Origin of the sequence: Halomarina litorea (assembly GCF_024227715.1) — an archaeon.
GTDB classification, from domain to species: Archaea; Halobacteriota; Halobacteria; order Halobacteriales; family Haloarculaceae; genus Halomarina; species Halomarina litorea.
In genome coordinates, this window is sequence record NZ_CP100448.1 from 1,804,114 (window position 1) to 1,824,746 (window position 20,633).

The 20,633-nt window shown below is 69.1% G+C and carries 23 protein-coding genes and 1 pseudogene; 18 read left to right on the forward strand and 6 right to left on the reverse strand.

Annotated features, from left to right (window positions below; genetic code table 11):
* The first annotated feature begins 69 nt into the window (after positions 1-69).
* On the forward strand, positions 70-1,785 hold the full coding sequence (locus NKG96_RS09885; RefSeq protein ID WP_254534776.1) for a glutamate--tRNA ligase: 1,716 nt from the start codon (positions 70-72) through the stop codon (positions 1,783-1,785).
* Positions 1,786-1,818: 33 nt separating this feature from the next.
* On the opposite strand, the gene NKG96_RS09890 is transcribed toward NKG96_RS09885, so the two are convergent.
* On the reverse strand, positions 1,819-2,265 hold the full coding sequence (locus NKG96_RS09890) for a hypothetical protein (protein ID WP_254534777.1): 447 nt from the start codon (positions 2,263-2,265) through the stop codon (positions 1,819-1,821).
* 138 nt (positions 2,266-2,403) lie between these two features.
* Here NKG96_RS09890 and NKG96_RS09895 point away from each other — a divergent pair, with 138 nt between their 5' ends.
* The 6 genes from NKG96_RS09895 (at position 2,404) to NKG96_RS09920 (ending at position 8,298) form a co-directional block, all read left to right on the forward strand.
* Positions 2,404-2,733, forward strand: coding sequence for a 4Fe-4S dicluster domain-containing protein (locus tag NKG96_RS09895; protein WP_254534778.1), 330 nt, complete (start codon positions 2,404-2,406; stop codon positions 2,731-2,733).
* 113 nt (positions 2,734-2,846) lie between these two features.
* Positions 2,847-3,728 (forward strand): electron transfer flavoprotein subunit beta/FixA family protein, encoded by an 882-nt coding sequence (locus NKG96_RS09900; protein WP_254534779.1) that lies wholly within the window; start codon positions 2,847-2,849, stop codon positions 3,726-3,728.
* 1 nt (position 3,729) lies between these two features.
* The gene (locus NKG96_RS09905) at positions 3,730-5,397 is read left to right on the forward strand and encodes an electron transfer flavoprotein subunit alpha/FixB family protein (protein WP_254534780.1); all 1,668 of its coding nucleotides are present in this window, start codon (positions 3,730-3,732) and stop codon (positions 5,395-5,397) included.
* A complete protein-coding gene (locus NKG96_RS09910) occupies positions 5,394-7,052 on the forward strand; it encodes an FAD-dependent oxidoreductase (RefSeq protein WP_254534781.1) in 1,659 nt (552 codons plus the stop codon). Before NKG96_RS09905 ends, NKG96_RS09910 begins: the two co-directional genes overlap by 4 nt.
* On the forward strand, positions 7,049-7,465 hold the full coding sequence (locus NKG96_RS09915) for a DUF8055 family protein (RefSeq protein WP_254534782.1): 417 nt from the start codon (positions 7,049-7,051) through the stop codon (positions 7,463-7,465). The genes NKG96_RS09910 and NKG96_RS09915 overlap by 4 nt, the downstream gene beginning before the upstream one ends.
* A 101-nt stretch (positions 7,466-7,566) precedes the next feature.
* Complete coding sequence (locus tag NKG96_RS09920; RefSeq protein WP_254534783.1) at positions 7,567-8,298, forward strand: GNAT family N-acetyltransferase; 732 nt, start codon at positions 7,567-7,569, stop codon at positions 8,296-8,298.
* A 1-nt stretch (position 8,299) separates the two neighbouring features.
* Here the strand turns inward: NKG96_RS09920 and NKG96_RS09925 are convergent, their stop codons facing one another.
* The 3 genes from NKG96_RS09925 to tmcA are packed head-to-tail and all read right to left on the reverse strand — an operon-like array spanning position 8,300 to position 11,253.
* Positions 8,300-8,461 carry a DUF8014 family protein gene (locus tag NKG96_RS09925; RefSeq protein ID WP_254534784.1) on the reverse strand — a complete coding sequence of 54 codons (162 nt, stop codon included), beginning with the start codon at positions 8,459-8,461 and terminating at the stop codon, positions 8,300-8,302.
* 58 nt (positions 8,462-8,519) lie between these two features.
* On the reverse strand, positions 8,520-9,002 hold the full coding sequence (locus tag NKG96_RS09930) for a DUF456 family protein (protein WP_254534785.1): 483 nt from the start codon (positions 9,000-9,002) through the stop codon (positions 8,520-8,522).
* Positions 8,995-11,253 carry a tRNA(Met) cytidine acetyltransferase TmcA gene (gene tmcA / locus NKG96_RS09935; protein WP_254534786.1) on the reverse strand — a complete coding sequence of 753 codons (2,259 nt, stop codon included), beginning with the start codon at positions 11,251-11,253 and terminating at the stop codon, positions 8,995-8,997. The genes NKG96_RS09930 and tmcA overlap by 8 nt, the downstream gene beginning before the upstream one ends.
* 90 nt (positions 11,254-11,343) lie before the next feature.
* Between tmcA and NKG96_RS09940 the strand changes: the two genes are divergently transcribed.
* The 5 genes from NKG96_RS09940 (at position 11,344) to ndk (ending at position 14,211) form a co-directional block, all read left to right on the forward strand.
* Positions 11,344-12,366: an NADP-dependent oxidoreductase gene (locus NKG96_RS09940; protein WP_254534787.1), complete on the forward strand. Its 1,023-nt coding sequence runs from the start codon at positions 11,344-11,346 to the stop codon at positions 12,364-12,366.
* 247 nt (positions 12,367-12,613) lie between these two features.
* Positions 12,614-12,976 (forward strand): 50S ribosomal protein L7Ae, encoded by a 363-nt coding sequence (rpl7ae, locus tag NKG96_RS09945; protein ID WP_254534788.1) that lies wholly within the window; start codon positions 12,614-12,616, stop codon positions 12,974-12,976.
* Positions 12,977-13,198, forward strand: coding sequence for a 30S ribosomal protein S28e (locus tag NKG96_RS09950; RefSeq protein WP_254534789.1), 222 nt, complete (start codon positions 12,977-12,979; stop codon positions 13,196-13,198).
* The gene (locus tag NKG96_RS21165; protein ID WP_254534790.1) at positions 13,199-13,753 is read left to right on the forward strand and encodes a 50S ribosomal protein L24e; all 555 of its coding nucleotides are present in this window, start codon (positions 13,199-13,201) and stop codon (positions 13,751-13,753) included.
* The gene (gene ndk, locus NKG96_RS09960) at positions 13,750-14,211 is read left to right on the forward strand and encodes a nucleoside-diphosphate kinase (RefSeq protein ID WP_254534791.1); all 462 of its coding nucleotides are present in this window, start codon (positions 13,750-13,752) and stop codon (positions 14,209-14,211) included. The genes NKG96_RS21165 and ndk overlap by 4 nt, the downstream gene beginning before the upstream one ends.
* Positions 14,212-14,307: 96 nt before the next feature.
* Here ndk and NKG96_RS09965 read toward each other — a convergent pair.
* Both NKG96_RS09965 and NKG96_RS09970 read right to left on the reverse strand, forming a co-directional pair.
* Positions 14,308-14,700: pseudogene (locus NKG96_RS09965) on the reverse strand (alpha/beta hydrolase family protein); the annotation flags it as partial.
* Positions 14,691-14,996 (reverse strand): TolB family protein, encoded by a 306-nt coding sequence (locus NKG96_RS09970; RefSeq protein ID WP_254534792.1) that lies wholly within the window; start codon positions 14,994-14,996, stop codon positions 14,691-14,693. The gene NKG96_RS09970 and the pseudogene NKG96_RS09965, both read right to left, overlap by 10 nt.
* Before the next feature lie 133 nt (positions 14,997-15,129).
* Here NKG96_RS09970 and NKG96_RS09975 point away from each other — a divergent pair, with 133 nt between their 5' ends.
* The 6 genes from NKG96_RS09975 (at position 15,130) to rbcL (ending at position 20,619) form a co-directional block, all read left to right on the forward strand.
* Positions 15,130-16,599 (forward strand): HTTM domain-containing protein, encoded by a 1,470-nt coding sequence (locus NKG96_RS09975; protein WP_254534793.1) that lies wholly within the window; start codon positions 15,130-15,132, stop codon positions 16,597-16,599.
* Between the two features lie 78 nt (positions 16,600-16,677).
* On the forward strand, positions 16,678-18,087 hold the full coding sequence (locus NKG96_RS09980) for a selenium-binding protein SBP56-related protein (RefSeq protein ID WP_254534794.1): 1,410 nt from the start codon (positions 16,678-16,680) through the stop codon (positions 18,085-18,087).
* Between the two features lies 1 nt (position 18,088).
* On the forward strand, positions 18,089-18,418 hold the full coding sequence (locus tag NKG96_RS09985) for a 2Fe-2S iron-sulfur cluster-binding protein (RefSeq protein WP_254534795.1): 330 nt from the start codon (positions 18,089-18,091) through the stop codon (positions 18,416-18,418).
* 62 nt (positions 18,419-18,480) lie between these two features.
* Positions 18,481-19,026, forward strand: coding sequence for a hypothetical protein (locus NKG96_RS09990; protein WP_254534796.1), 546 nt, complete (start codon positions 18,481-18,483; stop codon positions 19,024-19,026).
* A gap of 86 nt (positions 19,027-19,112) precedes the next feature.
* On the forward strand, positions 19,113-19,316 hold the full coding sequence (locus NKG96_RS09995; protein ID WP_254534797.1) for a TOBE domain-containing protein: 204 nt from the start codon (positions 19,113-19,115) through the stop codon (positions 19,314-19,316).
* Positions 19,317-19,371: 55 nt separating this feature from the next.
* A complete protein-coding gene (gene rbcL, locus NKG96_RS10000) occupies positions 19,372-20,619 on the forward strand; it encodes a type III ribulose-bisphosphate carboxylase (protein ID WP_254534798.1) in 1,248 nt (415 codons plus the stop codon).
* The last annotated feature ends 14 nt before the right edge of the window (positions 20,620-20,633 follow it).

The following is a 20,633-nucleotide window of genomic DNA, read 5'->3' on the forward strand; positions in this document are numbered from 1 at the left end:
GCGGTACGTGTGTTGCTCGTCGGCGACGAATCCCGGAGGTTTTGACCCCACTCGCGGAAGGGTCACCCAATGGACGACGACCTCCGCGAGCGTGTCGAACGAGCGGCCGAACGAAACGCGTTGTTCAACGCGCTCAAACACGACTCCGACGCACAGGTCGGCCCCATCATGGGGCCGCTGATGGGCGAGAACCCCGAGTTCCGCGAACACGGCGACCAGATAGCGGGCGTCGTCGCCCCCGTCGTCGAGCGGGTCAACGGCCTCTCGACCGAGGAGCAGCGCGAGCGACTGGTGGAACTCGACCCGGAGGCGGTCGAGGAACTCGACGCCGAGGACGAGGAGGACGACCAGGTGCTCCCGGACCTGCCGAACGTCGAGGAGTACGACGAGGTGCGGATGCGCCTCGCGCCCAACCCGAACGGCCCGTGGCACCTCGGGAACGCCCGGATGCCCGCCGTCATCGGGACGTACAAGGACCTCTACGACGGCTGGATGCTCTGTCGGTTCGACGACACCGATCCCGAGACGAAGCGCCCGGACCTCGACGCCTACGACGCCATCCTCGGCGCCATCGACTATCTGGGGTTCGAACCCGACGAGGTGGTCAAGGCCAGCGACCGCGTGGAGACGTACTACGACCACGCGCGCGACCTCATCGAGATGGGCGGGGCCTACACCTGTTCCTGTTCCGGCGAGGCGTTCTCCGAGTTGAAGAACGCCGGGGAGGCCTGCCCGCACCGCGAGAAGGACCCCGAGACCACGATGGCGGAGTTCGAGGCGATGGTCGACGGCGAGTTCGCCTCCGGCGAGATGGTCCTCCGGGTGAAGACCGACATCGAGCACAAGAACCCCGCGCTGCGCGACTGGGTGGCGTTCCGCGTCGTGGACACCCCCCACCCCCGCGAGGCGGCCAGCGAGTACCGCGCGTGGCCGATGCTCGACTTCCAGTCCGGTATCGACGACCACCTGATGGGCATCACGCACATCATCCGGGGCATCGACCTGCAGGACTCGGCCAAACGACAGCGCTTCGTCTACGACTACTTCGGCTGGGAGTACCCCGAGGTGGTCCACTGGGGGAAGATACAGATCGACGCCTACGACGTGAAGATGTCCACCTCGACGATCAGGGCCCTCGTGGAGGCCGGCGACCTGGAGGGGTGGGACGACCCCCGCGCGCCCACCCTCGCGAGCGTCCGCCGTCGGGGCATCCGTGGGCAGGCCATCGTGGACGCCATCGTCGAACTCGGCACCTCCACCAGCGACGTGGACCTGCCGATGTCGAACATCTACGCGAAGAACCGCGACCTCGTGGACGACGAGTCCGACCGCGCGTTCCTCGTCCGTGACGGCGAGGAACTGGCGCTCGACGGCGGGCCCGACGCCGCCCACCCGCCGGTCCACCCCGACCACGAGGAACGGGGGGCCCGCGACATCCCCGTCGGCGACGCGGTCCTCCTCGAATCCGAGGACGTCCCCGAGGAGGGCGAGCGGGTCTGGCTGAAGGGTCTCGGCTGCACCCGCCGGACCGCGGAGGGACTGGCGTTCCTCGACGCGGACATCGACGTGGTCCGCGAGGAGGGCGTCCCCGTCGTCCACTGGGTGCCCGCCGGCGAGGGCGTCCCCGTCCAGTTGCGCACCATGGAGGGCGACGTGACGGGCACCGCCGAACCCGGCCTGCGCGAGTACGAGGCCGACGACGTGGTGCAGTTCGAGCGAATCGGCTTCGCCCGCATCGACGACGTGGCGGGCGTTCGGGTCGTCGCGTACTACGCGCACCCCTGAGCAGGCGCGCTCTCTTCGTCGGGTCGTGCGGAGCTAGTCGAACGGTTCTACGATGTAGAAGCCGGCCGTCTCGTCCCCATCGACCAGAACGACGATTGCGCTCCGTTCTCCCCCCGTCTTGTACTCCGCGTCCAGTGCCACCTCGCTCTCCTCACCGGTTTTCTCGTCGACGACACTGATCGACCACGCTCCCGGAACCCGGTGCGCTTTCGGAACCTGAACCTGTCTCACACCCAGTCGCCGTCCGGACATGGCCGGGACCGTGACGGCCTCGTAGAGCACCGTCTCGCCGTCCCGCGAGAGCGTGAACCGGACCGTACGAGGGGAGTCGCCCTCGTTCTCTACGCTCACCTCCTCGACGATGGTTTCGACTCTCGGCGTCGGCGTCCCCGAATCGTCACCGAGGACGCCCAGACAGCCTGCGAGTCCGCACAGGACCGCCCCGCCACACGTGGCCACGAGGTGTCGTCGGGTGTTCATCGAACGCTTTCAGTTCGTAAAGTGGTAAAATACTCCGGTGTGATAGAAACACCACCCGTAGCCGGGCACCTCCCTCCCGATGGGCGTGGCCACGGGCGAGTAGTTTTATCCCTCTTCAATCCTTGTGTCGAGGTAACAATGGCCATCGATCCGCAGTTCGAATCGAACAGGGAAGTCGCGGAGGAACACAACGGCCACCGGGTGTGGGGCCCGGTGGAAGAACCGGAGAAACTTGGCATCCACGGGACGCACGTCGCCGTGGACTTCGACATCTGCCTCGCGGACGGGGCCTGTCTCGAGGACTGCCCCGTGGACGTCTTCGAGTGGGTGGACACCCCCGGCCACCCGGAGAGCGAAATCAAGGCAGACCCGGCCAACGAGGCGCAGTGTATCGACTGCATGCTCTGCGTGGACGTCTGCCCGGTGGACGCCATCGACGTGGACGCGGGGCGGGCCGGACGCCTCTGAGACCTCCACCCTCCCCGCCGCCGCAACAATTGCCGGTTCTCGGGAGGGTCCGTCCGTCGTGAAAAAAGCTATTTTTCGTGGTATGACGGACTGCTTCACGGTGTTAGCTACCGATGCACACAGTCGTCCTGACGAAAGGCGTCCCCGACTTCCGCGAGGGGCAGGTGTCCTTCGACGAGGAGGGCCACCTCGAACGGGGGAAGACCCCGACGGTCATGAACCCGAACGACCGGTTCGCGCTAGAGGCGGCCCTCCAGACCAAGGTCCGCCACGGCGGGCGCGTCTCGCTGATGAGCATGGGGCCGCCGGGGTACGGTGAAGTCTTACAGGAGGGGATGCGGTCGGTGTACGCCGACGACTGCTACCTGCTCTCGGACCGCGAGATGGCCGCCGCCGACACGTGGGCTACCTCCATCACCATCGCCACCGCGCTGGAGAAACTGGGCGTGCCGGACCTCGTCGTGGCGGGGTTCAAGACGGCCGACGGCGAGACGGGGCACACTGGCCTGCAGACGGCGTGGTGTCTCGGGATGCCCATCGTCACCCACGTCGTCGCCCTCGACGTCGACGAGGACGCGGGCACCCTCCGGGCCAAGCGACTCGTCGAGGGTGACGTCACCGAGATAGAGACCGTCGAGACCTCGCTCCCCGCGTTCGTCGTGACCGACCCCGAGTTCGACGCGTCCTACCGGACGGCGGGCGAACGACTCGTCCTGAAGGACCTCCGGGCGGAGACGCGGGACCGCGCCGAGCGATACGAGGCGGTCATGACGACGTGGGACCACGCGGACCTCAACCTCGACCCGGACTACATCGGCCTCGACGGGTCGCCCACCATCGTCTCCTCCGTCGATCCCATCCCGAAGGCCCCCGCGGAACGCGAGGCGACGATGGTCGACCCGGGGGACGCGGCGGCCATGGACGAGGTTCTGGAGGTGCTCCGCCCGTTCGCGGGCGGAGACGGGAGTCCGACCGCGGAGGCGGGGGGTGACTGAGATGTCCATCGACCCCGCGGACTACGACATCGCCGACCTCACGGCGCGAATCAAGGACGTAGAGGACGTGGCGGAACTGCGAGCCATCCTCGAAGCGGAGGAAGACGGGAAGAATCGCGACCCCGTCAAGAAGGTCATCGAGAGCCGTATCGGGAAGTTCTCCGGGGACGAGGAGGCGTCGGACGGCGAGGTGGACCCGACGGAGATGAGCCTCGCCGAACTCGGTAACGCGGTGCAGGACATCGACGACCCGGAGCGTCTGGACGCCATCCTCGCGGCCGAGGAGGCCGGCGAGAACCGCGACGGCGCGAAGCGCCTCGTCCAGAGCCGCATCGACTCCATCCGCGGGAGCGAGGAGGACGAGGGCGGGGACGTCGAGGAGGAGCCACAGACACCGGAGGAGCGCCACCCGGACCTCGACCACCCCACGGCGGACAAGCGCCACGTTCGGGCGCTGACGGACGCCACCTACGGCGACATGTGGGTCTACTGCGAGACGCAGGCGGGCGACCTGCTCGACGTCTCCCGCGAGATGCTCGGGAAGGCCCGCGAGCTGATGGACGGCTACAACGCCGACTACGACCGGTCGGAGCGAGTCGTCGCCGTCCTCATCGGGAGCGACGTCGAACGCTTCGCCGACGAGTGTATCGACTGCGGCGCGGACGCCGTCGTCGTCCACGAGGACGACCGACTCGACCGGTTCGTCCACCGCGCGTACACCGAGGTGTTCTGCGACATGGCGCGGTGGGGCGGGGAGCCGGGGGAGAAGGGTCCCGACCCCGCCGAGTGGCGCGACTACGACGAACCGCGCTACGTCCTCTTCCCGGCGACGAACAACGGGCGTGACCTCTCGGCGCAGGTGCAGGCTGAACTCGACTCCGGCCTCGCGAGCGACTGCTCCGGCCTCTACATCGAGGACACCGTCATCTCCAATCCCGCCAAGGTGGGGCGGGCGGGCGAGAAGAAAGAGTTCCGAGGCGTCCTCCACATGAAGCGCCCGGACTTCTCGGGGTTCGAGTACTCGACCATCCTCTGTCTGGACAACCCGGGGCGGGAGTTCCACCCGCAGGGGGCCTCCGTGATTCCGGGGAGCTTCGACGTCCCCGACCCGGACCCCGAGCGAGAGGGCCTCGTCGTCACCCACGACCTCGAACTGGACGAGGACTGGTTGAGCGTGCGCGTGACCGAGTTCGACCAGCTAGACGAGGGCGTCGACCTCACCGGGCGGGACGTCGTCGTCGCCGTCGGGCGGGGCATCGGCGACGACCCGACGCGAGGGATGGAACTCGCCCTCGAACTGGCGAACGCCTTCGAGGACGCCGACGTGGGCGTCTCGCGGGGTATCGTCACCGGCTCCTACGAGTTCGGGGGCCACGTCGAGGAGTACACCCGCGAGGAACGCCAGATCGGGGAGACGGGACAGGTCGTCGCTCCGAAACTGTACATCGCGGCGGGCATCTCGGGGGCCGTCCAGCACAAGGTGGGGATGGACGAGTCCGACACCATCCTCGCCATCAACACCGACCCCGACGCCCGCATCCGTGACTTCTCCGACTACTTCGTCGAGGGGGACCTGTTCGAGGTGCTCCCGATGCTCACCGAGGCGGTGAAGTCGGGGACGCTGGACGTACAGGCCGTCGCCGACGGCAGCGGGGGTGAGCGCCAATGACCGAGCACGAACACTACGAGGCGGTCGTGGTGGGTGCCGGCCCCGGCGGGGCCGCCGCCGCCGCCAAACTCGCCGCCGAGGGGGTCGAGACGCTCGTCCTCGAACGCGGCGTCGACGCCGGGTCGAAGAACGTCTCGGGGGGACTCCTCTACGCCGAGTCCTCCGCGCCGTACACCATCGACGACCTCTTCCCCGACTTCCGCGAGGAGGCCGCGGAGCGACCCGTCACGGAGTACTACCTGCACAACGTCGCCGGGCGCAAGGTGCGCTCGTTCGACATCACCGCGCTCCACGAACACGACACGGAGTGGTCCGACGCCGTCCTCAGGCGGCCGATGGACTCGTGGCTGGCCGACCGGGTCCACGAGATGACCCGCGAGACGGGCGGTGGACTCCTGACCGGCGTGCGGGTGAACGGCCTCCTGCGCGAACACGGGGAGATAGTCGGCGTCACCTGCGACGAGATAGACCCCATCCGCGCCGACGTCGTCGTCGCCGCCGACGGGGTGAACAGCGAACTCGCCCGCGACGCGGGCCTGATGGACTGGGAGCACCCCGACCAGTGGTTCCAGGGCGTCAAGGCAGTCGTGGACGCCCCGGACGTCGACGACCGGTTCGACATCGACCCCGGGGAGGGTGTCGCCCACCTGTTCTCGGGCGACCTCTTCGAGGACGTTCGGGGCGGCGGGTTCCTCTACACCAACCGCGAGACGCTCTCCATCGGCACCGTCTTCCACCTCGACAGCCTCGTCGCGGAGCGGGCCGAACCGCACGAACTGCTCGACAACCTGCTCACCCACCCGCTCCTCGCGGACTGGCTGGGCGACGACTACCGGGAACTGGAGTACTCGGCGAAGCTCGTCCCGGACTCGAAGAAGGTGGCCCACCCGGACCCCCACGAGGGAAGACTCGTTCTCGTCGGGGACGCGGGCGGGCAGATGCAGGCGCAGGGGCCCATCATCAAGGGGATGAACCACGCCGTCACGGCGGGCGCGCTGGCCGCCGAGGCGTTCGTGGAGGCCCGCAACCGAGGGAACACCGACGAGGCGGGCCGGCGCTACGCCGAGAAACTGCGCGACTCGGGGACGATGCGGAAGCTCCGACCGCCGGGCTACCGCGTCTCGCGGGCGCTGGGCGAACGCGACCGGGTCGCCTCGCTGACAGACGCCGTCCTCACCTCCCGCGTCGGGCGGTTGGGAGTCAGGGCGCTGGGCGGGCGTCTCGAATCGCTGTACAGTTCGCCGGGCCTCGCGGCCATCGTGCCCGACACGGCGACGCCCTACGTGACGCTCCCGTCGGTCATCGCGGAGGAACTCGGTGCCGACGTCACCGCCGAGAGCCGGGTCGAACCCCCCAGCCTCGCGGACCGCATCGGGGCGCTCACCTACGACACCGACGTGGGCAACCCGCACATCCGCGTGCTGGACAACTCGTGGGCGGCCAGTGGTGCCGCCGTCACGGCCTGTCCCGTGAGCGCGCTGGACTTCGGCGGCGGCTGTTACCGCGAGGAGGAGGTGAAGACGAACGGTCACACCGAACGCGTCGTCAGCCTCGACACGCAACCCTGCGTGGAGTGCGGGACGTGCGCCATCGTCGCCGACACGGAGTGGACCCACCCGCGCGGGGGCAAGGGCGTGGAGTTCGAGCAGGGATGACGGGGGCCGACGAGACGGCGTCCGCGGCGCGAATCGAACGACTCGCGCGGCGGGCCACGCTGGCCTGCGAGTGGTTCGTCCCGCCGGCGAATCCGCCCGACGAAGCGCGGGCGCTCGACTACCTGCGGGAGGGTCTCGGGCCGACCGTCTGGTGCTACGTCGAGGGGCGGACGGGGGGCCGTCGGGTCGCGTTCTCCCCCGCGGAGTTCGCCCGCCTGGAACGGACGATGAACGACTGGCTCGACCTGTACGCCGCCTGCTACGGGGTGGACCTCGACGCCGAGTTCTCCCTGCGGACGGCCGCGGAGTTACTCGTCGAGACGCGCGACGTGCGCGACACGGCGGCGCTCCTCACCCACGTCCCGGACCGCCACGGACGCGGTCCGCGGGGACGACCACACGCCGCCGAGTGACCGCTCGCCCCCGAGAACCCGTCAGGCGTCTTTGTAATTCTGGATGAGTGTCCCGGGAAGCGGCAATATATGTTAAGTCTTTTGCATTGGTATCACGTGCCATGCAGTTCTCCGACTCACTCGACTTCGGCCACACCGACCGGAAGGACGTCTACGAGTACGTCGAGCGCTACGGGTCCGTGGACTACCACGAGGCACACCGGACGCTCGGGATGGACGAGACGGCGTTCGGCCACCACGTCGCCATCCTCAAGCGCGACGGCGTCCTCGAACGCGAGGGCGACACGCTCCGGGTCGCGTTCGAACCGGGCACGCAGGAACTGTTCACCGAGGGCGAGGTGGAGTTCGCCATCCGACAGGCCCGCGAGGACGACCTGACGGGGCTCGTCGGGGCGATGCGGAGCGCCCTCTCCGAGCGGTCGGACATCGTCGCCGAGACGGTGGCCGACATCGTGGACCACGAGCGAGTCCTCCTGCGCCACAACGACCTCGAGTCGCGCGTGTTCTTCGTCGCGACGGTCAGCGACGACGTTGTCGGGTGGGTCCACCTCAGCGCGCCCGAAATCGAGAAGCTCTCGCACACCGCCGAACTCACCGTCGGCGTCCTCCCCGAGTACCGCGGGAAGGGAATCGGGAGCCACCTCCTCCAGCGCGGGCTGGAGTGGACCAAGCAGAACGGCTTCGAGAAGGTGTACAACTCCGTCCCCTCGACCAACGAGCGCGCAATCGAGTGGCTGAAGAGTCGCGGGTGGGAGACGGAGGCCGTCCGCGAGAAGCACTACCGCATCGGGGGCGACTACGTCGACGAAGTGATGATGGCCGTCTGGCCCTGAGTCATCGCCAGTTCTCCTCGCTCCCCTCGATGGGTTCGGCGACCACGCCGTCCCGCTGGACCAGCGCCCGCCCGTGAGCCGTACAGACCACGCGGTCCTCGGCCCACGGGACGTACAGGCGCACCGCCGCCTCGTTCTCACAACCCGGTTTCGAACACTCCATGGCTTCCTGTCGCACGGCGCGGGCAAAGCCCCTGCGGGCGGAGCGGGATACGGTCGTCTCAGAGGAACGCGACGAGGAGCATCGCCACGAGCATCGAGAGCGTCAGGAGCGCCTGCACCACCGTCGAGGCGAGGACGCCGACTGCGGCGTACACCGCGGCGCGACCGCTCTGCCGGGCGTCCTGATTGCGGGCGAACTCGACGACGAACACCGTCCCCGCCACGCCGACGACGAGTCCGACGGGTCCCGCGACGAACAGGAGGACGATGCCCACCGCAGCGGCGACGGCCGTCGTCAGCGTGGACGCACCGCCCACCTTCGCGGACACCGCGCCGCCGAAGTAGTCCACCGCGAGGGTGAGCAGTCCCACGAGGACGAGTACCGCGAGGAGCACCGGTCCCGGTTCGGTGTACCCCGTCGAGTACCAGTAGAGGAGGACGCCCGCGAGCGACGAGAGCGCCCCCGGGAGGAGGGGGACCACGGCGCCGACGACGCCGAGGACGAGCAGTCCGAGCGCAAGCCAGCCGAGTGGCTCAACCATACCGGTCCCGTTCGTCGCGGGCCGCCTTAGTGCCGTAGCCTGCGACGAGGGCGGCGAACGTCTGCCCGAGTTCGCGGCGGGCCCCGCTCTTGGAGTAGAAGTCGAGTTCGTCGGCGACCGACTCCCAGTCGTGGAACTGGAGGACGCGCCGGACGAGCAGTCGTTCCTGTCGCGGGTCGAGGTCGAACGCCGGGTCCGTGAGGGTACGGAGGGCGAGTCGGCGGAACGGGCCGGGGTGCATGTCGAACTGGCCGGGGCCGAAGGCGGCGCTGGCGATCAGTCGCCACTCGCGGTCCGAGAGGTCCGTCACGACGGGCGAGTCGAACGCCGCGAGCGTACCCCGGACCACGTCCGCGTCCACCTCCGAGAGGGTGTCGCCGAGTACGTCGCCTACCCGCTGGCGGAACCAGCGGGCGTGTCGGGCGGTGACGTGGTCCGGAGCGGGGGCCGGGGCCGCCGGCCGAAGCATCGCCACGCTGTGTTCTCCGCTGGTGGCGTTGCGCGTCGCCGAGAGGTGGACCGAGTGGTAGCCGTTCGCCCGCCAGAAGTCGAGCAGGCGGGGTGTCGCGCCGTAACTCGTCCCGAACCAGTCCACCTCGTCGCCGAACTCCCGGTGTATCGAATCGAGCAGTTCGGTCCCGAGTCCCGACGACTGCACGGATGGGTGGGTGGCGATGCGGACGACGCGGACCCCGAGTGGCCGACCCACGTCCGGGTCGCGCAGTTGCCCCGTCATCAGGTCGGGGAGCATGTTGCCCTGTACCCGACCCTCCCGGTAGATTCGCTCGCAGGTGTCGGCATCGAACCCGCCTTCGCGGGCGAGGAGGGCGACGCTCACGACGTGGCCCCCGTGGACCAGACAGCGCGCCGAGAGGTTCGGGGCGTCCAGCAGTCTCGCCAAATCGTCCGGTTCGGTGCGGTAGTGCGCGAGGACCAGCAGGCCGAACAGCTCTCTGAGGAGGTGTTCGTCCGCCAGCAGGTCGTCCGGGGTTGGGCGGGCGTACTCGACGGAGTCGGGGGTGGCGTCGGCGACGAGGAGTTCCACGGCCGGACTCGCATCGAGGAGGAGCGCCCGGAACGCCCACGGTTCGACGGGGTCGGTCCCGGCGTAGCGGATTGGTTCAGCCATCGACACGTCGACCACCTCGCAGTCGCTCTCCGCGAGGCGTTCGCGGAACCGGACCGCGAACCCGCGTCCGGCACCCTCGTAGCCGTGGACGGTCGTGGCGAACCCGACTGGGACTCGCCCGAGGAGCGAGGAGAGCAGCGAGACGGGGAGGCCAGCCGCCTCGTCCACGAGGACCACGTCCGGGTCGTCGGGAAACTCGCTGGCTTCGAGGGGCGGGACGAAGCGGACCCGGCCGCCCTCTGCGGCCCGGAGTTCGCCGTTCCCCTCGCCGACCTCGTCGCCTCGGTCGGCGAGGACGCCGAGGGCATCGAGCACCTCGCGTGCGCGGGCGAACAGTTCCCCGGCGCCGCGCCGGTCGGGTGCGGTGACGAGAACGTCCCGGCCCGCCGCGGCGAGTGATCCGGCGGCGAGGCCGGCGGCGCTCGACTTCCCGCGCCCCCGGTCGGCTTCGAGGACGACCGCGGTGCTCGGGTCGCGCAGACGCTCGAACGCCCGCAGCGCCGCAATCTGGTCGGCGGTCCGGCAGGCCTCGTAGGCGACGCGCGGGAAGGCGTGCGTCTCGGGGAGCGTCGGGGATGCCTGCGGGCGGGCGGGTGCGGGGTCGGTCAGTCCCTCGCGTTCGACGACTTCCGAATCGACGTCGACGATAGCGACCCCCCGATGGGCGCGCAGGAGCGAGACGAGTCGCTGGCGGAAGCGCCCGGAGACGTCCTCGACCGTCGCGGGCGGGGCGGCGAGCGTCTCGTCGAAGCGGTCTCTCCGACGGCTCCACTCGTCGAGGGGCGGCGCGAGGAGGACCAGCAGGCCTCCGCCGTCCACCGCGCCGACGGCCCGCCCGAGGGCGTTCGGACGACACTCCTCGTGGCCGTCGACGACGACGCACTCGCGGGTGGTGCCGAGGAGGGCGTCGGCTCGCCGGGGTTCGTGGCGTTCGACGCTCGCCGTGCCGGGGTCGCGGTGCCCCACGAGGACCGGGTCCGCGACGTCGCCAGCCTCGAAGACGTCGGGGAGGGCGTCGAGGCAGGCGTCGTGGCTCCCCGCGAGGACCAGCAGTCGGCGCTCGTTCGTCCGTCGCGCCTCCTCGCGGAGGGCGCGGACGGCGGCGTCGACGCGTGGGTGCATACGGGGAGGTGGCTGGGGGCGGCTATCCGTCCTGCGGTCCTCGGAGTCCCGCGGGCGAACTATAACTACCCCCGCGTCCGTTCGGCGTGCATGGCCGAGACAAACCGCGTCTGGCTGCTCGCACAGCGCCCCGACGGTCGACCCGACATGGACTGCTTCGAATTCGCCGAGCGACAGCGACCCGTCCCCGGGGACGGGGAAGTGCTGGTACGGACGCTGTACATGTCAGTCGACCCGTACATGCGCGGGCGGATGCGCGACGCCGAGTCCTACGCCGAACCGTGGACCGTCGGCGAACCGATGCAGGCGGGCGTCGTCGGCGAGATCGTCGCCTCGAACCACCACGCCTGGGAGGAGGGCGACGTCGTCAACGGGAACCTGCGGTGGGCGGACTACGCCATCGCGAAGGGCCACGAACTCGTCGGCGTGAACCCCGACCTCGCGCCCGTCTCGACGGCGCTCGGCGTCCTCGGGATGCCCGCCCGGACCGCGTACTTCGGCTTGCTGGACGTGGGCGACCCGAAGCCGGGCGACACCGTCGTCGTCTCGGGGGCGGCGGGGGCGGTCGGCTCGGTCGTGGGGCAGATCGCCCGCCATGCCGGCTGTCGAGTCGTCGGCGTCGCGGGGAGCGAGGAGAAGATCAGCTGGCTGACCGACGAACTCGGCTTCGACGCGGCCATCAACTACAAGGACGACGACGTGCGCGCGAGGGTGCGCGAGGCGTGTCCCGACGGCGTCGACGTCTACTTCGACAACGTCGGCGGTCCCGTCACCGACGCCGTGATGGACAACCTCTCGGTGCGCGCGCGGGTCGTCATCTGCGGGCAGATATCCCTCTACAACGCGCAGGAGCGCCCGACCGGGCCGCGGCACTTCGGGACGCTCATCCAGAAGCGCGCCCGCGTCGAGGGCATCCTCGTCCGTGACTACGAGGACCGCTACGAGGAGGCCAACGAGCGACTCGCCCGGTGGGTGAACGACGGCACGGTCCAGTACCGCGAGACGGTCACGGACGGACTGGAGCGCGCACCGGAGGCGTTCCTCGGCCTGTTCGACGGGGAGAACATCGGCAAGCAACTGGTTCAGGTCGCCGAGTACGGGGACGAGGAGTAGGCGCAGAAATTTCGGAACGCTGAACCGTCACGATGCGGCGTGTGGCGGTGGCACACGCACAGGGACGTTCGGAAGCGCTTTTATGCAGGGCAGAATTATGACGGGGTACAACCCGCGTGGGGTTGATGATGCTCCCAGCCAGGGACTCTCGCCGACCCTCGGGTCGGCAGTGCGCGACAGGTCGCTCACGTGACCGTCGGGCACGAGGCGGAGGGAGCGCGAGCCACCACGTGGGACGCCAATAACCATGCCAGTATACGTTGATTTCGACGTTCCGGCCGACCTCGAAGACGACGCCATCGAGGCGCTCCAGGTCGCACGGGACACCGGCTCCGTAAAGAAAGGTACCAACGAGACGACCAAGGCCATCGAGCGAGGCAACGCCCAGCTCGTCTACATCGCCGAAGACGTCACGCCCGAGGAGGTCGTGATGCACCTCCCCGAACTCTGCGAGGAGAAGGACATCGCGTACCTCTTCGTCGAGACGCAAGACGACATCGGGCACGCCGCCGGTCTGGAAGTCGGCAGCGCCGCCGCTGCCATCGTCGACGCCGGCGAGGCCGGTGACGACGTCGAGGACATCTCGGACAAGCTCGCGGAACTCAAGTAAATGAGCGCAGAAGAGGAATCCGATGCGACGTCCGCCGAAGTGGTCGAAATCGTCGGCAAGACCGGTATGCACGGCGAGGCCATGCAGGTGAAGTGTCGCATCCGAGAGGGCGAGAACCAGGGCCGCATCATCGCGCGAAACGTCCTCGGGCCGGTCCGCGTCGGCGACGTCATCCAGCTGCGCGAGACCGCCCGCGAGGCCGATTCCATCGGAGGTCGCTAGATGCCCCGGACACGCACCTGCGACTTCAGCGGCGACGACATCGAGCCCGGCACGGGCATCATGTTCATCCGCAACGACGGCACCGTCCTCCACTTCAAGAACTCGAAGGCGGAGAAGAACTACTTCATGGGCCGCGAGGCTCGTGAACTCGAGTGGACCGAGGCCGGCCGCCGCAACAAGGGCCAGACCGTCGGTTCGCAAGACGAAGTCGAGGAGGTCGCCGAGGAGGGGTCGACCGACATGGACGAACCCGAACCGACCTCGGACGTCGCCACGCCCGACGAGGAGACGGCGACCGGCGACGAGGACACGCAGGCCGACGTCGGCGACTCCGCGACGCCCGACGCCCAGAGCGTCTCCGAGACAAAGCCGGAGGGGACCACCGGCGAGGAGACGCCTGGCGCGACGGACGCGACCGAGGGCGTCGAGGCCGAGACCCCCGACGAGGAGGCTCGCGGTGACGAGGACGAGGAACCCGTCGAGGACACGGACGGGAACACGCCAGACCTCGAATCCGCGGAGGACGAAGTCGACGACGAGGAGGACGAGGAATGAGCGATCACGAGCGAACCTTCGTGATGGTCAAGCCCGACGGCGTCCAGCGCGGACTCATCGGCGACATCGTCGGTCGCTTCGAGGACCGCGGTCTGAAGCTCGTCGGCGCGAAGTTCATGCAGATCAGTCAGGACCTCGCCGAGGAGCACTACGGCGAGCACGCCGACAAGCCGTTCTTCGAGGACCTCACGGACTTCATCACCAGCGGTCCGGTGATGGCGATGGTCTGGGAGGGTCAGGACGCGGTGGCGCAGGTCCGCACCATGATGGGCGAGACCGACCCCGCAGAGAGCGCGCCCGGCACCGTCCGCGGCGACTTCGGTCTCGACCTCGGCCGGAACGTCATCCACGGTTCGGACACCGAGGAGGGCTCCGCCGAGCGAGAGATCGACCTGTTCTTCGACGAGTCGGAACTCGTCGACTACGACCGCGCGGACGAGCAGTGGCTCTACGAGTAACGTAGCCCACCTCGCGGTTCTCACGTTCACCAGCGCGCCCCGAGAGCGACTGCCGTCCTCGCGATGGCGGGCCGCGTTCGGGGGTCCGCCCGTAGCTCAGTCGTCGGCCGGAGCCGCCGGAACGTCGAGCCGTCGCGAGAGGAAGTCGTCCAGCGCCCGAAGCCAGCGAATCTTCTGGTCGATATCCGAGGAGCCGTGGCCCTCCTCGCCGAGTTCGACGTACTCGTAGTCCCCCGACTCACCCTCCTCGAAGCCGTTCTCGTCGAGGGCGTCCCGGAAGAGTCGGGACTGCGAGACGGGTACCCGGCGGTCGTTGACGCCGTGGAGGACGAGGAGGGGCGCGGCGAGGTTCTCGGCGTAGTTCACCGGCGAGCGCTCGTCGTACAGGTCGGGGTTCTCCTCGGGGCGACCGAGGTACTTCTCCATGAGTTCGGTGCGGAAGTGGGGCATCGTGTTCTCGTACATGTCCCGGAGGTCGGTCACGCCAACGGGTCCAGCGTGATGGCGTGGACGTCGTTCTGTTCGTCGCCCGCCTCGTCGACGTGGAAGAACATCCGGTCGCTGTCGGCGCTCCACTCGACCGGCCACCGGGCGTTCCGGGGCACCTCCCCGACGCTCACCTGCCGCGTCTCGCTCGTCCCCACGTCGAGGACGTGCAGTTCGTTGCGGCCGGTGCCGTCGTAGTAGAACGCCACCCGCTCGCCGTCGGGCGAGACGGTCGGGTGTGCCACCGTCGGGAGACTCGACAGTTCCTCCAGGACGTCCACGTCGTCGGGGACCTGCATGCTCGCGCCCTGTCACGGCAGCCTAATGAACGCTTGCAGCATCGCGTTTCGATAATCGTTCTTACACGTCGTCCGCGCGCACTCTGCCCGACGGCAAGACGTATGCCCCGCCTTCGACTAGCCTCGCCAGTACATGGCCGAGGAGTCGACGGATGGCGGGGTGACGGGGAGTCTCGGCACCCGGGTCCGCCGGGCGCTGGCCGTCCGACTCGGTATCGACCGCCGGGCGCTCGCGGCCCTCCGCGTCTCGCTCGGAGTCCTCCTGCTCGTCGACCTCCTCGCTCGCTCGCGTCACCTCGTCGCGTTCCACGCCGACGCGGGCGTCCTGCCCCACGCCGTCCTCCGGGCGCAGTACCCGGCGTTCTCCGACCTCTCGATTCACCTCCTGTTCGGGGCGGCGTGGGCGCAGGCGGCCCTGTTCGCTCTCGCGGGGGCGTTCGCCCTCGCACTCCTCGCGGGCTACCGGACCAGAGTGGCGACGCTCGGGTCGCTCTGCCTGCTCGTCTCGCTGCACGCGGCAAACCCTCTCGTGCTGAACGCGGGCGACCGACTCCTGCGGCGACTGCTCTTCTGGGGGCTGTTCCTCCCGCTCGGGGATCGGTGGTCGGTCGGCGCGGTTCGCCGCGGTGCGGACCGCGAGCGCGGGCGCGTCACGACGCTGGCTTCGGCCGCGTTGCTCGCGCAGGTCGTCGCCGTCTACGCGACGAACGCCGTCTTCAAACTCCGCGGCGGGGAGTGGACCGGCGGCGACGCCCTCCGGTACGCCCTCGCACTCGACGCCTACGCCACCCCGCTCGGGGACGTGCTGGTCGGCTTCCCCGACCTGCTCGCGGTCCTCGGGTGGACGTGGCTCGCGATGGTCGTCGCCTCGCCGCTCCTCCTCGTCCTGACGGGCATCGCCCGCGCCCTGTTCGTCGGGGCGTTCCTCGCCGATCACCTCGGGATGCTCGGCACGATGAGCCTCGGCCTCTTCCCCCTCGTCTCGGTCGCGTCGCTCCTCCCCTTCCTCCCCCCGCGAGTCTGGGACGCCACCGAACGGCGGGTCGTTGTACCGCTGGGAGCGCGCCCGCGGGCGAGGCGTGCGCGCGAACGGGTGTCAGGGGCACTCGCCCCGCACACGGGGTCGAGCGACCGGGTCACCCGGTGGGGCCGGCGGGCGGGGACCGCACTCGCGTTCGCCGGCCTGCTGGTCCTGCTGGTGTGGAACGCGGCCGCACTCGGCTACGTGGACGTGGCCGACGGCGACTCGTCGGCGGACCTCTCGGACCGTCGGTGGGACATGTTCGCGAACCCGCCGACCGCGGAGCGGTGGTACGTCGCCGAGGGCCGCCTCGAATCGGGCGAACGGGTGGAGGCGTTCCGGATGCCGCCGGGCGGGGACTACACGAACGCGCGCTGGCGAAAGTACGCCGGGTCGGCGTCGTGGGGGGACGCCTCCGTCCGCCGGCACATCGCGTCCTACGCCTGCGAGCGCTGGAACGCGGGCCACGAGTCCCGCGTCGAGGCGGTGACCCTGCGCGCCACGGAGCGAACTACGACCTTCGGCGGGCCGGACACGGTCGACCGCGCCGAACTCGGGACGTACCCCTGCCGTCCGTCCTGACCTTCGGGCCTCGACTACCGGCAATATATTCCGCAATGCGCTATGTGAGAAGTGTTGCCGCGAAACGACTTCTGTACCATGAGTGATGCCGACGCACCTCACGACGAGCACGACGACCACGCGGGACACGACCACGACCACGGCGACCACGCGGGACCGGGCTACTCGACGCCGCAGGCGGCCATCGAGGAGTCCGAGCGCGAGCAGTTGGCCTACGTGATGGGACTCTACGTCGGAACGGATGTGGACGCGCCCGACTTCCTCGGCGTAGTGGACGTCGACCCGGACTCGCCGACGTACTGCGAGATAGTGGACCGCGTCGAGATGCCCAACCGCGGCGACGAGTTGCACCACTTCGGCTGGAACGCCTGTTCCTCGTCGTGTCACGTCGAGGGACTGGAGCGCCAGCACCTCGTGATTCCGGGCCAGCGCTCCTCGCGCATCCACGTCGTCGACACGAAGGACCGCCGGAATCCGGAGATAATCGAGGTCATCGAACCGGAGGAGGTCTTCGAGTACGACCTCTCGGCACCGCACACCGTCCACTGCATCCCGGACGGCGAGATAATGCTCTCGATGCTGGGGGACGCGGACGGCGAACTCCCCGGGGGGTTCCTCCTCCTGAACGACGACTTCGAAATCGAGGGGCGCTGGGACCCGCCCGGCGAGGTGGAGATGAACTACGACTTCTGGTACCAGCCACGCCAGAACGTGATGATATCGAGCGAGTGGGCCGCCCCGCAGACCTACTACCCCGGCTTCGACCTCGATGACGTGGAGGCGGGCAAGTACGGCCGGAAACTCCACGTCTGGGACTGGGAGGAAAAGGAGATACGACAGACCATCGACCTCGGCGAGGAAGGGATGATACCCCTCGAAGTGCGCTTCCTCCACTCGCCCGTCTCCACCCACGGATTCGTGGGCGCGGCGCTCTCCTCGAACGTCTTCCACTTCTACGAGCAGGACGGAGAGTACCACGCGGACAAGGTCATCGACGTCGAGCCTCGCGAACACGACGACTGGGACATGCCCGTCCCCGGTCTCGTCACCGACCTGCTGGTGTCGATGGACGACCGCTACCTGTTCTTCTCGAACTGGCTCCACGGCGACGTCCGGATGTACGACGTGAGCGACCCCGCCAACCCGCGACTCGCAGACCGCATCTGGGCGGGCGGGAACTTCGGCCCTCGGAACCCCATCGAGGGCGAACGCGACGTGTTCGGCGGCCCCCAGATGCTCCAGCTCTCGCTCGACGGGGAACGCCTCTATTGGACCACCTCGCTGTTCTCCACGTGGGACGAGCAGTTCTACCCCGAGGAGGGGAAACAGGGGTCCGTCATGCTCAAGGCGGACGTGAACCCCCGAAAGGGGACGATGGAACTCGACCAGGAGTTCATGGTGGACTTCGGGGACCTGCCGGCGGGGCCGGCCCGTGCCCACGAGATTCGCTGGCCGGACGGCGACTGCACCTCCGACGTCTGGATGTAACGTGACCGCGCCCCCGGACTACGCGGTCACGCTGGAGTGGGAGGACGGTCGGACCGCCGACCTGTCGGTCGCGGGCGACGAGACGGTGCTCGCGGCGGCCGAACGCGAGGGACTCGGTCTCCCCTTCGGCTGTCTGACCGGCGCGTGCGCCACCTGCACGGGGCAGGTGGTGGCGGGCGACCTCGTCCACCGACGGGAGCCACGGGCGCTGAAACCGCGCCACCTCGACGCGGAGTACGTCCTGCTCTGTATCGCCGTCCCGCGCAGCGACTGCCGGGTGCGGGTCGGCGCGGCGATTCAACGGGAACTCGTCGCCAACCCGTGGAAGTGATTCGGCGAACACGACGCGAGCGAGGAGAGGTTATCGCCTTCCGTGCGTTATCCTCACTCGACATGACCGACCTCGAACTCCTCGTCTTCACGCTGAGCGTGGGCGTCGTCGTCGGGTTGGGGCTACTCGTGGCCCTCCTCGCGGCGGTGACGGCGGCGGTCCGAACGCTCCTCGCCTCGCACGTCGGTACGGGCGTCCACCTCGACCTCGCCGACGTGGAGACGCACCTGCGGGCGCTGGAACACGAACGCTACGTCACCGCGGGCGTCGTCACCGACGTGGTCCCCGAGTCGCGGCGCTCCGGGCGGATGCCGTTCGCGCTCGCACGCTCCCGACGGCCGGGCGTCCGCGTCGACGTCGCGATTCCAACACCCGAGGGGGCGACCGCGAGCGAGTGGTTCCCCCTGCCCGACGACCTCACCGGACGGTCCCCGCTCGAACGACTCCTCCACGACGCGGCGGTGCCGGGCGAGCGTCTCTCAGACCTCGTCGGCCGCGAGGTTCCCGTCACGAAACGCGGTGCCGAGTGGCGCCTCTCGTGCAGCGACTCCCTCACCACGCGGTCGCTGGCCCGCGGCCTCGACGTGCTGTTCTCGCGGCGGGTCTGAGACCCCTCCCCTTCCTGTTCTCGCTGAAGGCGCACGCCCGGAGTGACCGACGGAAGAGTTACGTGTCGGGTGAGCGTCACCTCGCCATGGCGCTCAGCGCACGCAACCGGTTGACCGGCACCGTCCGGAGCATCGAGGTGGAGGGACCAATCGCGGAGGTGGTCCTCGACGTGGACGGGTCGGAGGTGACGGCGACTATCACCAGCGGATCCGTCGACCGCCTCGGACTGGAGGAGGGCGACGAGGCCACCGCCGTCGTGAAGGCCAGCGACGTGATGCTCGCGAACTGACCGCGACCCCGAGGGCGTCCGACATTTATTACCACGGACGGCGAAGGGCATGGGTATGCCCGGCATCACCTACGAGGACTTCCTCGACCTCGACTACGAACCGGCCAGTTCGGACCTCGTCTGTACGTTCACCGTCGACCCGGCGTCCGACATGGACGTGGAGGCCGCCGCCTCGCGCGTCGCCAGCGAGTCCTCCAACGGAACGTGGGCGGAGTTGCAGGTCGAGGGGTCCATCACCGACCTCTCGGCGACGGCGTTCTCGATAGACGGGAACACCATCCGGGTCGCCTACCCCGACGAACTGTTCGAACCGGGCAACATGCCGCAGGTGCTCTCCTGTATCGCGGGGAACATCATGGGCATGAAGGCCGTCGACCGCATCCGACTGGAGGACTGCGAGTGGCCCGAGACGCTCACCACGTCGTTCCCCGGCCCGCAGTTCGGCACGAGCGTCCGGAACGACATCTTCGACGCGGGCGACCGCCCCATCACCGCCACCGTCCCGAAGCCGAAAGTCGGCCTCTCGACGGACCAGCACGTCCAGGTGGGCTACGACGCGTGGACCGGCGGCATCGACCTCCTGAAAGACGACGAGAACCTCACCGACCAGGCGTTCAACCCCTATCAGGATCGTCTCACGGAGTCGCTCGCGGCCCGCGACGACGCACAGGACGAGACGGGTGAGAAGAAGTCCTACCTCGTCAACGTCACCGCGGACACGAACGCGATGCTGGACCGAGTCGACGCGGCCGCCGAACAGGGCTGTGAGTACGTGATGGTCGACGTGGTGACGACGGGGTGGGCCGCCGTGCAGGCCGTCCGCGAGCGCTGCGAGAGACACGGCCTCGCCATCCACGCCCACCGCGCGATGCACGCCGCCTTCGACCGCGTCCCCGACCACGGCGTCTCGATGCGCGTCATCGCCCAGATCACGCGCCTCTGCGGGGCCGACCAGTTGCACACGGGCACCGCGGACCTCGGGAAACTCGCCAACGAGGACACGGTGGGTATCAACGAGTGGCTCTACTCCGACCGCCACGGCATGAACGACGTGCTTCCGATGGCGTCGGGCGGTCTGCACCCAGGCCTCGTCCCCGAACTCGTGAAACGCTGCGGGACGAACATCGGCATTCAGGCGGGCGGCGGCGTCCACGGCCACCCCGACGGCACCCACGCGGGCGCGAAGGCCCTCCGACAGGCCATCGACGCCACCGTCGAGGGCACCGACCTCGCGACGTACGCCGAGGACCATCCGGAACTCGCCACCGCGATGGAGAAGTGGGGGACTGAGACGCCCCGGTAGGGCTACCCGTCCCC

Bases quoted from the DNA above. Each gene is read 5' to 3' on its own strand.
- NKG96_RS09975 (WP_254534793.1), top strand. From the start codon at position 15,130: ATGGCCGAGGAGTCGACGGATGGCGGGGTGACGGGGAGTCTCGGCACC.
- NKG96_RS09900 (WP_254534779.1), top strand. From the start codon at position 2,847: ATGCACACAGTCGTCCTGACGAAAGGCGTCCCCGACTTCCGCGAGGGG.
- NKG96_RS09995 (WP_254534797.1), top strand. From the start codon at position 19,113: ATGGCGCTCAGCGCACGCAACCGGTTGACCGGCACCGTCCGGAGCATC.
- NKG96_RS09980 (WP_254534794.1), top strand. From the start codon at position 16,678: ATGAGTGATGCCGACGCACCTCACGACGAGCACGACGACCACGCGGGA.
- tmcA (WP_254534786.1), bottom strand. From the start codon at position 11,253: ATGCACCCACGCGTCGACGCCGCCGTCCGCGCCCTCCGCGAGGAGGCG.
- NKG96_RS09990 (WP_254534796.1), top strand. From the start codon at position 18,481: ATGACCGACCTCGAACTCCTCGTCTTCACGCTGAGCGTGGGCGTCGTC.
- NKG96_RS09890 (WP_254534777.1), bottom strand. From the start codon at position 2,265: ATGAACACCCGACGACACCTCGTGGCCACGTGTGGCGGGGCGGTCCTG.
- NKG96_RS21165 (WP_254534790.1), top strand. From the start codon at position 13,199: ATGCCCCGGACACGCACCTGCGACTTCAGCGGCGACGACATCGAGCCC.
- NKG96_RS09885 (WP_254534776.1), top strand. From the start codon at position 70: ATGGACGACGACCTCCGCGAGCGTGTCGAACGAGCGGCCGAACGAAAC.
- rbcL (WP_254534798.1), top strand. From the start codon at position 19,372: ATGCCCGGCATCACCTACGAGGACTTCCTCGACCTCGACTACGAACCG.
- NKG96_RS09930 (WP_254534785.1), bottom strand. From the start codon at position 9,002: ATGGTTGAGCCACTCGGCTGGCTTGCGCTCGGACTGCTCGTCCTCGGC.
- NKG96_RS09950 (WP_254534789.1), top strand. From the start codon at position 12,977: ATGAGCGCAGAAGAGGAATCCGATGCGACGTCCGCCGAAGTGGTCGAA.
- NKG96_RS09970 (WP_254534792.1), bottom strand. From the start codon at position 14,996: ATGCAGGTCCCCGACGACGTGGACGTCCTGGAGGAACTGTCGAGTCTC.
- NKG96_RS09910 (WP_254534781.1), top strand. From the start codon at position 5,394: ATGACCGAGCACGAACACTACGAGGCGGTCGTGGTGGGTGCCGGCCCC.
- NKG96_RS09905 (WP_254534780.1), top strand. From the start codon at position 3,730: ATGTCCATCGACCCCGCGGACTACGACATCGCCGACCTCACGGCGCGA.
- NKG96_RS09920 (WP_254534783.1), top strand. From the start codon at position 7,567: ATGCAGTTCTCCGACTCACTCGACTTCGGCCACACCGACCGGAAGGAC.
- NKG96_RS09895 (WP_254534778.1), top strand. From the start codon at position 2,404: ATGGCCATCGATCCGCAGTTCGAATCGAACAGGGAAGTCGCGGAGGAA.
- NKG96_RS09925 (WP_254534784.1), bottom strand. From the start codon at position 8,461: ATGGAGTGTTCGAAACCGGGTTGTGAGAACGAGGCGGCGGTGCGCCTG.
- NKG96_RS09915 (WP_254534782.1), top strand. From the start codon at position 7,049: ATGACGGGGGCCGACGAGACGGCGTCCGCGGCGCGAATCGAACGACTC.
- rpl7ae (WP_254534788.1), top strand. From the start codon at position 12,614: ATGCCAGTATACGTTGATTTCGACGTTCCGGCCGACCTCGAAGACGAC.
- NKG96_RS09940 (WP_254534787.1), top strand. From the start codon at position 11,344: ATGGCCGAGACAAACCGCGTCTGGCTGCTCGCACAGCGCCCCGACGGT.
- ndk (WP_254534791.1), top strand. From the start codon at position 13,750: ATGAGCGATCACGAGCGAACCTTCGTGATGGTCAAGCCCGACGGCGTC.